Origin of the sequence: Streptomyces albidus (ex Kaewkla and Franco 2022) (genome assembly GCF_013870515.1) — a bacterium.
In the GTDB taxonomy this organism is placed as follows: Bacteria; Actinomycetota; Actinomycetes; order Streptomycetales; family Streptomycetaceae; genus Streptomyces; species Streptomyces albidus.
On record NZ_JACBXA010000025.1, the window covers coordinates 14,351 to 27,753 of the forward strand.

Genomic DNA, 13,403 nt, shown 5'->3' on the forward strand with positions numbered 1-13,403 from the left:
GGTCCCTGGAAACGGAATTGCGGCGGCACCGCCTGGGCGGTGCCGCCGCTGGCATGGAAACCGGGTTACCAGTGCGTGCTCTTCTCGTGCCCGTCAGGTCGGGACTTTCCCCGTCACCTGGTGAGCGAGCCCGTTACGCGGGCTTGGCGTCGCGTGGGTGCCCGATATTCATGCATACGGTCCGTGGGGCCTTCATGCGTGAAACGGAATCCTCTCGGATGCCGCTGGTCTCGCGGGCCGTCAATTCCTTTGTACTGCGCGCCACCTAGATGTGGAAGCCCTGGCCACTGATCTTTACCTTTGTACTCAAAGCCGTTCGAACCGGGCACGCCGCTGACTCGTGTACCAGACCAGCCCCGCCGTGGCCGCCGCCGCCCCCACAGCCGCCGCCGTGATGGCGAGCGCCGGCCGCGAAGGCATGGACAGGCTGGGGATGCGCTGCTTGAGGCGGACCGGTCGGGAGAAGGAGAGCACCGGCCACTCACGGGCCAGGGCCTCCCTGCGCAGCGCGCGGTCCGGGTTGACCGCGTAGGGGTTGCCGACCGCTTCGAGCATGGGGACGTCGGTGATGGAATCGCTGTAGGCGTAACACCGGCTCAGGTCGTACCCCTCGGACTCGGCGAGACCGGCGATCGCCTCCGCCTTGTTGGGTCCGTAGGCGTAGTACTCGATCTCGCCCGAGTAGCAGCCGTCTTCGACGACCATGCGAGTCGCCACGACGCGGTCCGCACCGATCAACTCCCCGATGGGCTCGACCACTTCGGCGCCCGATGTCGAGACGATGACGACATCACGACCTGCGAGGTGGTGCTCCTCGATGAGGGAGGCGGCCTCGTCGTAGATGATCGGGTCGATGAGGTCATGGATCGTCTCCGCGACGATCTCCTTCACCTGCTCGACGTTCCAGCCCCGGCACAGGGCGGAGAGATACTCGCGCATCCGCTCCATCTGGTCGTGGTCGGCTCCGCCGAGGAGATATACGAACTGGGCGTAGGCAGTGCGGAGTACGGCACGGCGATTGATCAGGCCACCCTGGTAGAAGGATCTGCCGAAGGTGAGCGTGCTCGACTTCGCAATGACCGTCTTGTCCAGATCGAAGAACGCGGCTGTGCGGCGCATCGCAAGGTTTTCCACGAAGGCGAGCATAGGCGCCAACCATTCGGCGTAAGCTGGGGCGCGTGGGTTTGCCTGAGAAGGCTCTCGGGTACACCATGGAAGTCACGGATCGTTCGCGACCGTGCTAACCCGGCCCGACTCCTCCCCCCCCGAGTCGGCCCTGGGGACGACCCCCGCTCTCCCCCCCGGCGGGGGTCGTCGCATGTCCGGGGGCCTTTCGCTGACACACCGTTGGTTCTCCCCTCCTCGGCTGGGCGTCAGCGAGCCGTGGGCCACCACCTCGACTTCGTCACTTAGTGTAATCGAAGCACTGCTCTCCGGAAGTCGCTGGTTTGGGTGAGGGAGTTATTCACAACTCCAGGCATGTCCACAGTTTTGGACCATGATCACCAACCTTTTCGCGTTCCCAGCACAGTGATTCCCAACGGCCCCCGCAACTGTTTGCGGAAGTGAGGCTGTGAACTGTGAAGGGGGCCTGGAACGTGGCCGAAACCATTCTGATTGTCACCGAGGACGAAGAACTCCTCGATGATCTGCTGCGCCTGTGTGCAGCTGCCGGGGCAGAAGCGGAAGTTGTGCACGGTGCGCCCCGGAGCCGAGTGGGCTGGGTCGGCTGGAGCGGTGCGAAAGCCTGGGAGAAGGCACCTTTGGTGCTCGTCGGCGACGACTGCGCCGGTGCCGCGGGATTCGGCGCTTCAGGCGAAGAGGCCGGAGTGGTGCGCCGGTCCGGTGTGCTGCTCGTCGGCAGGGATCTGGACGACTCAGGTGTCTGGGAGCGCGGTGCGCGCATCGGAGCCGAAGGCGTCGTGATGTTGCCCGACGCCGAGAGCTGGCTTGCGGGGCGCATCGCCGACGCGGCCGAGTGCGTGGGCAGGCCGGCTCTGACTGTCGGCGTGCTCGGCGGTCGGGGCGGTGCGGGTGCTTCGACGCTCGCGTGCGCTCTCGCTGTCACAGCCGCTCGGAACGGTCAGCGCACGATGCTCGTCGACGGCGACGCGCTCGGAGGCGGCCTCGACGTGCTGCTCGGCGGAGAACGGACGGAGGGACTTCGATGGCCGGCTTTCGCGGAGTCGCGGGGGCGGGTCCACGGCGGTGCGCTCGCGGAATCGCTGCCGAAGCTGCACGACTTGAACGTGCTCAGCTGGGACCGGGAGGACTCCGTGCTGATCCCCGCGGACGCGATGAAGTCCGTGCTCTCCGCCGCGCGGCGTCGCGGTGGCGTGGTCGTCGTCGACCTGCCGCGGCGCGTGGACGAGACGGTGGCCGAGGCCCTCGCCCAGACAGACCTCGGGCTCCTGCTCGTCCCGGCCGAGCTGCGGGCCGTGGCGGCGGCCCACCGGGTGGCCTCGCGTACGCAGATGGTGTTGAGGGACCTGAGGGTCGTGGTGCGCACGCCGGGCGGTCCTGGCGGAGGGCGTGGCTATGGCCCGGGGCTCGGCGAGGAAGAGGTCGCACGGCTGTTGCGGCTGCCCCTCGCCGGTGAACTGCCTTGGGAGCCGGGGCTGTTGGAGGCTGCGGAGCGGGGGGTGCCGCCCGGGTCCAGGACGAGCGGGATGCTGGCCCGCTTCTGCCGCGACTTCTGGGCGCAGGCACTCAGCGACGGCGTGAGCGGCGGGGGAGTGGCCGTATGAGCGCCGGAAGCGGGCTGGGCGAGCAGCCGGGCAGGGTGGGACCGCTGAGCGGCGTGAGCCTCGCGGGCCGCCCTTCGGGCCGGGATGCGGGCCGTGACGCTGAGCCCTCGCCCGTGCCTGAGGAGACACTTCTCGACGCCGTGCGCAGGAGGCTCGCGGAGACCGAGGCCGAGCCGACCCCCGCCAGGGTGGCGGCTGCCCTGCGAGCGCAAGGGCGGCTTCTCGGCGACAGCGCCGTGCTGGACGTGGTGGAGGCGCTGCGTTCGGAAATGGTGGGGACGGGCCCTCTGGAGCCGCTGCTGGCCGACCCCGAAGTCACCGACGTGCTGGTCACTCGGCCCGACCAGGTGTGGGTCGACCGTGGCCGGGGTCTGGAGCGTACGGATGTGAGCTTCCGGGACGCTCCTTCTGTACGGCGCCTCGCGCAGCGCCTCGCGACGTCTGCCGGCCGTCGGTTGGACGACGCGAGGCCGTGGGTCGACGCGCGGCTGCCGGACGGCACGAGGCTCCACGCCGTGCTCCCGCCGGTGGCCGTCGGATCGACGTGCCTGTCGCTGCGGGTCGTGCGCCACAGGGCGTTCCGCCTGGACGAGCTCGTGGCAGCCGGCACGGTGCCGCCCGGAGGGGAACGGCTCCTCCGTGCCGTGCTGGACGCGAGACGCTCCTTTCTTATCAGCGGAGGTACGGGCTCCGGGAAGACGACGCTGCTGAGCTCGCTGCTGGGGCTGGTGGGTCCGGAAGAGCGGATCGTCCTCGCAGAGGATTCAGCCGAGTTGCGGCCCGAGCACCCCCATGTCGTTCGTCTTGAGGCGCGGCCCGCGAATCAGGAAGGAGTCGGCCGAGTGGGCCTCGACGACCTGGTGCGGCAGGCCCTCCGGATGCGGCCGGACCGGCTTGTCGTCGGAGAGGTCCGCGGGGCGGAGGTGACCGTTCTGCTGGCCGCCCTGAACACCGGCCACGAGGGCGGCTGCGGCACGGTCCATGCCAACGCCGCAGCAGACGTTCCCGCTCGTCTGGAAGCCCTGGCGACGACGGCCGGGCTGGACAGGGCAGCGCTGCACAGCCAGTTGGCCGCGGCCCTCGACGTGCTCGTGCACCTCGTGCGCGACCGTGCCGGGAAGCGGCGGATCGCAGAGATCCATGTGCTCGACCGGGACCGTGACGGGCTGGTCACGACGGTGCCCGCAGTGGTGTGGGGAGACCGAGGGTTCGTGGAGGAGCGCGGGGCGCGGCAGCTGTGGAGGCTCTGCGGGCGCGGGAAGCGGCGCCCGGGGGACGGGGGCGCTGAGTTGCGCGGGCTCGGACTGGCCGGTGGAGCCGGCGAGTTCGCACGCGAGGGGGGAGCACGCTGATGGGAGGCAGCGGGCATGCAGTCCCGGGCGTGGAGGCAGCTCTCATGTACGCGGCGATGGTGTGTGCGGGGGCGGCGGCCTGGCTGATGGCCGGGCGGGACGACGGGATGAGGCGAGCGCGGCTCCTGCTCGCCGGCACAGGGCGGGCGGCGGAGCCTCGCCCTCAACTGCACCCGAGGATTGCCCAGTTCCTCGCCTTCCTGCGCGACTGGGCAGGAGGCCCGACCGCCGCGCACGCGTGGTGGTGTCTTGCGGGCGGAGCGGTGCTGGGGCTGCTCGGGGAGTCATGGATCCCGGTCCTCGGCGGGGTGGTCGGGATCCCCCTGGCACGGCGCTGGCTGCACAAACGGGAGCGGGGCAAGGCGGCCGAGCGTCGGGCGGCCGCGGTGGTGGAGCTGTGCGGAGCGGTTTCGGGAGAGCTGCGTGCCGGGCGGCAGCCCGACCGGGCGCTGCTTTCGGCAGGCGGCATGGCAGTCCGTGAGTTGGGCGAGGACGGCGCTGCTGTGCTGGCAGCGGCACGCTTCGGAGGAGACGTCCCAGCCGCGCTGAGGGAGGCGTCTCAGAAGTCGGGTGCCGAGGGCCTGCGCGGCGTGGCCGCCTGTTGGCAGGTCGCCGTCGAAGGTGGCGCAGGCCTGGCAGAGGGGCTGGACAGGATCTCGGGTGGATTGAGGGCGGAGCGAAACCAACGCGAGGAACTGCAGGCGCTGTTGGCGGGGCCGCGCTCCACCGCTGTGGTGCTCGCGCTGCTGCCCGCCTTCGGACTGCTCCTGGGAGCGGGGATGGGGGCGGACCCTGCGCGGGTGCTTCTGCACAGTCCGGCCGGGCTCGTCTGCCTCGGCATCGGGGCGGTGTTGGAGTGGGCCGGCCTCACTTGGGTGGCGCGGCTCGTCCGGACAGCGGAAGGGCCCGGAGGCGTTCGGGGTGGTGGCACGCCATGAACGAGTGGGATGCAGGTCTTCTCACCGATGGGCTGGTGTGGGTATCGCTGCTGACCGGAGCCGGGTGCATCACCGGTTCGGTGTGCGGCCTGTGGCGTGACCGGAGAATGCGGCACCGGATTCAGGCGCTGCTCGGCATACATGAGGGCGGGCCCACCACAGGACATCGGCCGGCATCACAGGGCCGAAGTGCCCTGACAGGAGCCCTCGAAGAGCGCAGGAAGCGCCTCGAGCAGTGGGTGGTGCGTCGGTCGATACGGGAAGGCGCGGCGGCGCTGGGTGCGGGGGCGTTCGCGGTGACCCTGATCGGAGGGATCACCGGTTGGATGATCGCCGGAGTGGCGGCTGCCGGGGTCTGGCGGTGGATGCGCGAACGGCAGGCGCGTTCGGGCAGCACGGGTCAGCAGAGCGCGGTCCGTGCCGCGGCGGAACAGCTCCCGCTCGCAGCCGAGTTGATGGCCGCCTGCCTGGCGGCAGGGTCGAGCCCCGCGCAGGCGGCGGACGCAGTCGGCCGGTCTTTGGGCGGGCCGCTTGGGATGCGGTTGATCCGTGTCGCGACAGAGCTGCGGCTTGGAGCGGAGCCTGCCTCTGTATGGGGGCGGTTCAAGTCGCTGCCGGGAGCCGGCGGGTTCGCCCAGTGCATGGAACGTGCTGGGACGACGGGTGTCCCGGCTGTGGAGCCGGTTGCCCGTCTCGCCTCCGAACTCCGTGCTCAGCAGGGGCGAGCGGCCTCCGCCCGCGCTCGTCGGGCGGCAGTTCTGGTGACTGGGCCGCTCGGGCTGTGCTTCTTGCCCGCTTTCCTCGCGGTCGGCGTGGCACCGGTGGTCATGGGCCTGGCGAGGTCGCTGCTGTGAGCCCTGACCTGCTTGTCGCGGCACCCGTGATGAGCAGCAAGGACAAAGAACGAGGAAGAGAAGGACAAGGGGGAACCGTGTTCGGGAAGTTCGATCACACCGTGCGCACCACGAGCCGTCGATGGGGGAGGGCCGGCATCCGCCGACTCCGCCTCATCAAGGGGGAGTTGGGTTCCGACACCGGTATGAGCACCGCGGAGTACGCAGTGGGGACCATTGCGGCCTGCGGCTTCGCAGCCGTGCTCTACAAGATCGTGACGAGTGGCTCGGTCAGCGCGGAGATGCAGCAACTGATCGAGAGGGCCCTCAGTGCCCAGTTCTGACGACGGTTACGTGACGGCGGAGACAGCCGTGGTCGTCCCGGCGCTGGTGCTCCTGTTCGGGATGCTCCTGTGGGGAGTGATGGCCGCCGCACAGCACATCCAGTGTGTGGACGGAGCACGAGCAGGCGCACGGGCAGCGGCGCGCGGCGAGAAGGAGACAGCGGTGCGGAGCGCCGCCCTGTCGGCGGCACCCGGGGGAGCTGCCGTGGAGACGGAAACGGAGGGGAACCTCGTCCGCGTTCGCGTACGGGCACAGTCCACCGGCCCCGGCCCGCTGAGGCTCGGACTGAGTTCCGAGGCGGTGGCCATGTCCGAGGAGGATGTGGGGGTGCCTGCTCGTGCTGAGCGATGACAGGGGTTCCGCGACGGTCTGGGCAGCCCTGAGCGGTGTCGTCCTGTGCGGCGTCGTGGCAGTGCTGCTCGGGCTCGGGCAGGTCGTCTCCGCCCGCCACCGTGCGGGAGGTGCCGCCGACCTCTCGGCGCTGGCTGCTGCCGACCGTGCCCTCGAAGGAGCGGACCGTGCCTGTGCCGCCGCACGTCGGGTGGCCGAGGCCCAGGGGGCCCGGCTGGTTCGTTGCGACGTGACCGGCGAGATCGCCGACGTCTCGGCCCAGGTGCGGCTCGGTCCCTATGCGCCGACGGTGCGGTCCCGCGCAGGCCCTCCCGGGCCGGTGCCGATGCTGGGAAGAGCAGAGCAACTATCCAGCAGAACTGAGCAGTTGGGTCAGCAGCCGGACAGCTCCGCGCTTGTGCAGAGGGTCGTTGCCGTTGCCGCACTTGGGCGACTGGATGCACGAGGGGCAGCCCGCTTCACAGTCGCAGGCGGCGATGGCGTCGCGTGTGGCGGTCAGCCAGTCGGCGGCGGTGCGGAAGGCGCGTTCGGCGAAGCCTGCGCCTCCCGGCTGCCCGTCGTAGACGAAGACGGTGGGCAGGAGCGTGTCCGGGTGCAGCGGGATCGAGACTCCGCCGATGTCCCAGCGGTCGCAGGTGGCGAACAGCGGCAGCAGTCCGATTGCTGCGTGCTCGGCCGCGTGCAGAGCGCCGGGAAGGATCTCGGGGCCGATCCTTGCCGCGTCGAGTTGGTCCTCGGTGACCGTCCACCAGACGGCCCGGGTGCGCAGCGTCCGAGGGGGGAGGTCGAGCTTCGTCTCGCCCATCACCTCACCCGTGATGAGGCGACGGCGGAGATAGGAGACGACCTGATTGGTGACCTCCACGGTGCCGTAGCACAGTCGCGCGTCCCCCCAGGGCACCTCCGCCTCGGTTTCGAGGACGGACACGGCGGTGGTGTCCCGCGCCATCGTGGTCCAGGGAGGGTTGGCCTCCTCGACCAGCGCCGCGGAGTCCTCCAGGTCCAGGTGCCGCACCACATAGGTACGCCCCTGGTGCAGGTGCACAGCTCCGTCGTGAACGGTGCTGTGCGCCGCCCCGGCGTCGACCGTCCCCAGCAGACGGCCGGTGTCCGCCTCGACTACCTGGACGGGCGTGCCTCCCGAGCCACGGATGTCGGCGAGATCGGCGGCCCGCTCCTTCCGCGTCCAGTACCAGGAGCCTCCACGGCGGCGCAGCAGCTTGCTCTCCTCGAGCTGACGCAGGAGGTCGGGATAGCCGGGACCGAAGAGCGGAGCATCGGCCTCGGTGAGCGGGATCTCAGAAGCGGCCGCGCACAGATGTGGCGCGAGGACATACGGGTTGTCCGGATCGAGGACGGTCGACTCGACCGGCGCTCGGAAAAGGGAATCGGGGTGATGAACGAGATAGGTGTCGAGAGGGTCGTCGCGGGCGACGAGGATGGCGAGCGCACCCTCTCCCGTACGCCCGGCGCGTCCGGCCTGCTGCCATACGGAGGCCCGCGTCCCCGGATAGCCGGTGATGAGCACGGCGTCGAGGCCTGAGACGTCGACGCCCAGCTCGAGGGCGTTGGTCGCGGCCAGACCGAGCAGGTCGCCGGTGTGCAGGTTGTGTTCGAGGGCCCGGCGCTCCTCGGGCAGATAGCCGCCTCGGTACGCGGCGACACGGGAGGGAAGCGCGCGGTCCACGGCGGCGAGGCGGTCCTGGGCGATGAGCGAGATGAGTTCGGCACCTCGCCGTGAGCGCACGAAGGCGACGGTTCGTACGCCCTGCACCGCGAGGTCCGTCAGCAGCTCGGCGGACTCGGCCGTTGCGGTCCGCCGGACCGGGGCCCCGCGCTCGCCCTCAAGCTCCGTGAGAGGCGGCTCCCAGAGCGCGAAGACCAATTCACCACGAGGGGAGGTGTCGTCGGTGACCGCGGTGACGGGCACACCGGTGAGGCGGGTGGCCGCCTCGGCGGGATCGGCCGCGGTGGCCGATGCCAGGAGGAAGACGGGGTCGGAGCCGTAGCGGGCGCACACCCTTCGCAGCCGTCGGATGATCTGAGCCACGTGGGAGCCGAAGACTCCGCGGTAGGTGTGGCACTCGTCGATGACGACGTAGCGCAGCGAACGGAGGAAGGAGGCCCAGCGTGCGTGCGCCGGCAGGATGCCGCGGTGCAGCATGTCGGGGTTGGTGAGTACGTAGTTCGAGAACAGGCGTACCCACTCCCGTTCTTCGACCGGGGTGTCCCCGTCGAAGACGGCGGGGCGAATGAACGTGCCGAGGGGAGCGGCGAGTTCGGTGATGGCGCGACGCTGGTCGGCCGCGAGTGCCTTGGTCGGTGCCAGATACAGAGCGGTGCTCCCGCGTCCGCCCTGACGTCCCGCCCCACCCTGCTGTCCCGGCACACCCTGAGGTTTTGCTCCGTCAGCCCGGCTGGCCGCGAGCCCGCGTTCGCTCTCTGCTGAAGGATCCGCGCCGTCGAGGAGCGTGCTCAGTGTCGGTATGAGATAGGAGAGGGACTTGCCGGAAGCGGTCCCTGTGGCAATGATCACTGACTCGCCGCGCAGAGCGAGCTCGGCCGCGTGCGCCTGATGCGTCCAGAGCCGTTCGATTCCCGACTCCCTTACGCAGTCGGCCACTTCGGGCCGGATCCGCTCCGGCCAGGGCGCATGGCGACCGGGCCGTGGGGGCAAGTGCTCCGTATGGGTGATACGAGCAGCTCTACCTTCCCCGGCGGTGAGTTGGGCGAGCACCGTTCGGGGGTCGCTGTCGGAGACCTTGCGAGAGGGCACAGCAGGTGAGCGTACGCTCGTGGCGACCAGATGAGGTCGGCCGGCCGTGGACACCGAGGGTGTCACCGGCACGACGCACAATGACCGCAAGGCGTCGTGCGTGCAGGCCGGTAGGTGATTGAATGCTTCTGCGGCTGCCGATCCGCCCGCTGTCCTGGCCTGTCCTCGGCCGGGAGACCTCAGTGTGTGGACGACTCGATAGCAAGGTGCTGGAGGATCCGTGGACCTGTCCCTGTCGACCCGGACCGTAGGCGATCGGACGATCGTCGAGGTCGGTGGCGAGATTGATGTATACACCGCGCCCAAGTTGCGTGAGCAGCTGGTCGAGCTTGTGAACGACGGCAGCTACCACCTGGTCGTGGACATGGAAGGCGTTGACTTCCTGGACTCCACCGGCCTCGGTGTGCTCGTCGGCGGGCTCAAGCGGGTGCGTGCCCACGAGGGCTCGCTGCGACTGGTTTGCAACCAGGAGCGCATTCTCAAGATCTTCCGTATCACCGGTCTGACCAAGGTGTTCCCCATCCACAGCTCTGTGGACGAGGCCGTCGCGGCGACCGACTGACGTTCGCCGAGGCGGACCTGATAGCGGAACGACGTCGGAGGTACCGGGCTCATGGAGCCCGGTACCCGGGAATGTGACATTGCAAGTTCGAGGGGGATGGCATGGCCATCGTGGAACTCCGCTTCAGCGCGTTGCCCGAGCATGTGCGTACGGCCAGGCTGGTTGCAGCCGCCGTGGCGCGGCGGGCAGGGGTGGACGAGGCTGTGCTCGACGAGGTGCGGCTCGCAGTCGGTGAGGCGTGCTCGCGCGCTGTCGGGTTGCACATGAGCCACGACCTCGACACCCCCGTGCGGGTGGCGCTGATCGAGGAGGAGAAGAAGTTCTCCATCGAGGTCGGCGACGCCGCCCCCACGGCCAGCGCTTCCGCGCACAATTCTTCGGGCTCAGCCGCTCCGGCCGCCAAGTCCGACGAGGACGAGGCCGAGGGGGAGATGGGTCTCGCGGTGATCAGCGGGCTCGTCGACGACGTCGAGGTCACCGCCGACGACAAGGGCGGCCTGATCCGTATGAGCTGGCCGGTGATTCCGGAGCCGGTCCTGCCCTGACCTCCGGTCTCTGAGGCCTTCGGTGAGGTCGCCGCCGCCGGATGGCCGTGACAAGTTATGGGATCTTCATAAACGCGCTCGTGCCAGGTCTCGAGGCATCGCAGCCGACTCCGCCGCGCCACTTCGTCTCCACAGCTGCCCCTGACCGAAGCCGGTCCAGGGGCAGATTTTTGAGTCGGTTCCATGTGAAAAGCGAGGTTTGTGGGACCCTGTCGACGCGATCATTTTTACAGCGTCAGCATTTTTGTAAGCCTCCCTCGTGCGAGCGAATTCCCCACACGAACTCCATTTGATCTCCGCTGTTGTAGGCGGATTGCCGATTCGGCGCACTGTTTTGATCCAGCGCTGATCCCTACAATCCGTCCACATCTTTGCAAGCAGGAGCCGGCCACCGAACCGCGCGCCCCTGCGCCAAGCGTCAAGGAGGACGAATGGCGGGGCACCTCACCCCTCAGTACCACCAGCACCTGGCTGATGCCGTGTTGACCACCGGAAATCGCAGTCTCGTCATCGTGATCGCGGTAGTCGCTCTGGCAGCTCTCGGCCTTGCCGTCGTGCTGGTCCGTCAAGTTCTCGCTGCGAGCGAGGGCACCGACAACATGAAGAAGATCGCTGCAGCTGTGCAGGAAGGCGCAAACGCCTACCTGGCCCGCCAGATGCGCACGCTCGGCATTTTCGCCGTCGTGGTGTTCTTCCTGCTGTTCCTGTTGCCCGCCGATGACATGGGCCAGCGCGTAGGACGCTCGCTGTTCTTCCTCGTCGGCGCGGCTTTCTCCGCGGCCACCGGCTACATCGGCATGTGGCTCGCGGTGCGCAGCAACGTGCGTGTGGCTGCCGCCGCACGCGAGGCGACCCCCGAAGGGGGAGGGCCTGTTGCGGACCTGACCGCCGTTTCGCACAAGGCCATGAAGATCGCCTTCCGTACGGGCGGCGTCGTCGGCATGTTCACAGTTGGCCTTGGCCTGCTGGGTGCAGCCTGCGTCGTGCTCGTCTACGCGGCTGATGCGCCCAAGGTGCTCGAGGGCTTCGGCCTCGGCGCCGCGCTGATCGCGATGTTCATGCGTGTCGGTGGTGGCATCTTCACCAAGGCCGCGGACGTCGGTGCCGACCTCGTCGGCAAGGTCGAGCAGGGAATCCCCGAGGACGACCCCCGCAACGCCGCGACCATCGCGGACAACGTGGGCGACAACGTCGGTGACTGCGCCGGTATGGCGGCCGACCTGTTCGAGTCCTACGCCGTGACCCTGGTCGCCGCGCTCATCCTGGGCACGGCCGTCTTCGGCAACGACGGTCTCGCGTTCCCGCTGCTGGTTCCGGCCATCGGCGTGCTCACGGCCATGATCGGCGTCTTCGCTGTGGCACCGCGCACGAAGGACCGCAGCGGCATGACCGCGATCAACCGCGGCTTCTTCATCTCCGCGGTGATCTCCCTGGTCATGGTCGCCATCGCGGCGTTCGTGTACCTCCCCTCCAGCTACGCCGACCTGAAGGGCGTCTCCGGGAGCGATGCGCCGGAGATCCTCGGTCACTCCGGTGACCCGCGGATTCTGGCGGTCGTCGCGGTGGCCATCGGTATCGTGCTCGCCGCTGTGATCCAGCAGCTGACGGGCTACTTCACCGAGACCACCCGCAAGCCCGTACGGGACATCGGCCGGACCTCGCTCACCGGCCCGGCCACGGTCATCCTTTCCGGTATCTCCATCGGTCTGGAGTCGGCCGTCTACACGGCCCTGCTGATCGGGCTGAGCGTCTACGGCGCCTTCCTCCTCGGCGGCGGCACCGTGATGCTGGCGCTGTTCGCCGTCGCGCTCGCCGGCACCGGTCTGCTCACCACGGTCGGCGTCATCGTCGCCATGGACACCTTCGGGCCGGTCTCCGACAACGCCCAGGGCATCGCCGAGATGTCGGGCGACGTCGAGGGCGCCGGCGCCCAGGTCCTCACCGACCTGGACGCGGTGGGCAACACCACCAAGGCGATCACCAAGGGCATCGCCATCGCCACGGCCGTCCTGGCGGCCGCCGCGCTCTTCGGCTCGTACCGCACCGAGCTCGTCTCGGCGCTCGACGAGGCCGGCGAGAGCGGCAGCAAGATGATGCAGCTTCTCGACATCGCCCAGCCCAGCACGCTGGTCGGGCTGATGCTCGGTGCCGCGGTCGTCTTCCTCTTCTCGGGGCTGGCGATCAACGCGGTCTCGCGTTCCGCCGGCGCCGTGGTCTACGAGGTCCGGCGGCAGTTCCGCGAGAAGCCCGGGATCATGGACTACACGGAGCAGCCGGAATACGGCCGCGTCGTGGACATCTGCACCAAGGACGCGCTGCGTGAGCTGACGACGCCGGGTCTCCTGGCGGTGCTGTCCCCGATCCTGGTGGGCTTCACCTTCGGAGCCGGCGCCCTCGCGGCGTTCCTCGCGGGTGCGATCGGCTGCGGCACGCTGATGGCCGTCTTCCTGGCCAACTCCGGCGGTGCTTGGGACAACGCCAAGAAGCTCGTCGAGGACGGGCACCACGGCGGCAAGGGCAGCGAGGCCCACGAGGCCACCATCATCGGCGACACCGTCGGCGACCCGTTCAAGGACACCGCGGGCCCGGCGATCAACCCGTTGCTGAAGGTGATGAACCTGGTGGCGCTGCTCATCGCGCCGGCCGTGGTCAAGTTCTCCTACGGTGACGACGCGAACGTGGGCCTTCGCGCCCTGGTCGCGCTGGTCTCCGCGGGGATCGTCGTCGGCGCCGTCTGGGTGTCGAAGCGTCGTGGCATCGCCATGAGCGACGACACCGAGTCCGAGAACGGAAGCGCCAGCAAGGACAACGACGCGAAGCGGGAGGCGAAGCCGACCGATCCGGTTGCGGCTTCCTGACGCCGGAGCAGATGATTGCTTCAACAGCCGGGCGGGCAAGGGGCGTTGGCTCCTTGTCCGCCCGGCTGTCGTGTGTGCGACAGCACACCGGCCAAC

At 69.2% G+C, this 13,403-nt stretch carries 11 protein-coding genes and 1 pseudogene; 10 read left to right on the forward strand and 2 right to left on the reverse strand.

Annotated elements, in window-relative coordinates; translation table 11 throughout:
* Positions 1 to 306 precede the first annotated feature (306 nt).
* Entirely contained in the window at positions 307 to 1,146 is an 840-nt protein-coding gene (locus H5J26_RS06965) for an HAD family hydrolase (protein ID WP_181764850.1), read from the reverse strand.
* 452 nt (positions 1,147 to 1,598) lie between these two features.
* Between H5J26_RS06965 and ssd the strand changes: the two genes are divergently transcribed.
* The 7 genes and pseudogenes from ssd to H5J26_RS07000 all read left to right on the forward strand — a co-directional run.
* Positions 1,599 to 2,747, forward strand: a complete 1,149-nt coding sequence (gene ssd / locus H5J26_RS06970) for a septum site-determining protein Ssd (RefSeq protein WP_181764834.1) — start codon at positions 1,599 to 1,601, stop codon at positions 2,745 to 2,747.
* Positions 2,744 to 4,099: a TadA family conjugal transfer-associated ATPase gene (locus H5J26_RS06975; protein ID WP_181764835.1), complete on the forward strand. Its 1,356-nt coding sequence runs from the start codon at positions 2,744 to 2,746 to the stop codon at positions 4,097 to 4,099. Before ssd ends, H5J26_RS06975 begins: the two co-directional genes overlap by 4 nt.
* Complete coding sequence (locus H5J26_RS06980; protein ID WP_419183759.1) at positions 4,099 to 5,037, forward strand: type II secretion system F family protein; 939 nt, start codon at positions 4,099 to 4,101, stop codon at positions 5,035 to 5,037. Before H5J26_RS06975 ends, H5J26_RS06980 begins: the two co-directional genes overlap by 1 nt.
* Positions 5,034 to 5,891 carry a type II secretion system F family protein gene (locus H5J26_RS06985; RefSeq protein ID WP_181764836.1) on the forward strand — a complete coding sequence of 286 codons (858 nt, stop codon included), beginning with the start codon at positions 5,034 to 5,036 and terminating at the stop codon, positions 5,889 to 5,891. The genes H5J26_RS06980 and H5J26_RS06985 overlap by 4 nt, the downstream gene beginning before the upstream one ends.
* 77 nt (positions 5,892 to 5,968) lie before the next feature.
* On the forward strand, positions 5,969 to 6,214 hold the full coding sequence (locus H5J26_RS31325; protein ID WP_419183760.1) for a DUF4244 domain-containing protein: 246 nt from the start codon (positions 5,969 to 5,971) through the stop codon (positions 6,212 to 6,214).
* Positions 6,201 to 6,566, forward strand: coding sequence for a TadE family type IV pilus minor pilin (locus H5J26_RS06995; protein WP_309237810.1), 366 nt, complete (start codon positions 6,201 to 6,203; stop codon positions 6,564 to 6,566). The genes H5J26_RS31325 and H5J26_RS06995 overlap by 14 nt, the downstream gene beginning before the upstream one ends.
* Positions 6,535 to 6,864, forward strand: a pseudogene (locus H5J26_RS07000) (Rv3654c family TadE-like protein); the annotation flags it as partial. The gene H5J26_RS06995 and the pseudogene H5J26_RS07000, both read left to right, overlap by 32 nt.
* Positions 6,865 to 6,912: 48 nt before the next feature.
* Here H5J26_RS07000 and H5J26_RS07005 read toward each other — a convergent pair.
* The gene (locus H5J26_RS07005) at positions 6,913 to 9,342 is read right to left on the reverse strand and encodes a DEAD/DEAH box helicase (protein WP_419183761.1); all 2,430 of its coding nucleotides are present in this window, start codon (positions 9,340 to 9,342) and stop codon (positions 6,913 to 6,915) included.
* Positions 9,343 to 9,562: 220 nt separating this feature from the next.
* Here H5J26_RS07005 and bldG point away from each other — a divergent pair, with 220 nt between their 5' ends.
* From bldG to H5J26_RS07020, 3 genes are all read left to right on the forward strand, one after another.
* A complete protein-coding gene (gene bldG / locus H5J26_RS07010) occupies positions 9,563 to 9,904 on the forward strand; it encodes an anti-sigma factor antagonist BldG (protein ID WP_016473000.1) in 342 nt (113 codons plus the stop codon).
* Positions 9,905 to 10,005: 101 nt separating this feature from the next.
* A complete protein-coding gene (locus tag H5J26_RS07015) occupies positions 10,006 to 10,449 on the forward strand; it encodes an ATP-binding protein (RefSeq protein WP_181764838.1) in 444 nt (147 codons plus the stop codon).
* A gap of 431 nt (positions 10,450 to 10,880) precedes the next feature.
* Complete coding sequence (locus H5J26_RS07020; RefSeq protein ID WP_235980457.1) at positions 10,881 to 13,307, forward strand: sodium-translocating pyrophosphatase; 2,427 nt, start codon at positions 10,881 to 10,883, stop codon at positions 13,305 to 13,307.
* Positions 13,308 to 13,403 lie beyond the last annotated feature (96 nt).

Excerpts from the sequence above, each read along its gene's own strand:
- H5J26_RS06965 (WP_181764850.1), bottom strand. The coding sequence starts at position 1,146 with ATGCTCGCCTTCGTGGAAAACCTTGCGATGCGCCGCACAGCCGCGTTC.
- H5J26_RS06985 (WP_181764836.1), top strand. The coding sequence starts at position 5,034 with ATGAACGAGTGGGATGCAGGTCTTCTCACCGATGGGCTGGTGTGGGTA.
- H5J26_RS06975 (WP_181764835.1), top strand. The coding sequence starts at position 2,744 with ATGAGCGCCGGAAGCGGGCTGGGCGAGCAGCCGGGCAGGGTGGGACCG.
- H5J26_RS07020 (WP_235980457.1), top strand. The coding sequence starts at position 10,881 with ATGGCGGGGCACCTCACCCCTCAGTACCACCAGCACCTGGCTGATGCC.
- H5J26_RS06980 (WP_419183759.1), top strand. The coding sequence starts at position 4,099 with ATGGGAGGCAGCGGGCATGCAGTCCCGGGCGTGGAGGCAGCTCTCATG.
- H5J26_RS07015 (WP_181764838.1), top strand. The coding sequence starts at position 10,006 with ATGGCCATCGTGGAACTCCGCTTCAGCGCGTTGCCCGAGCATGTGCGT.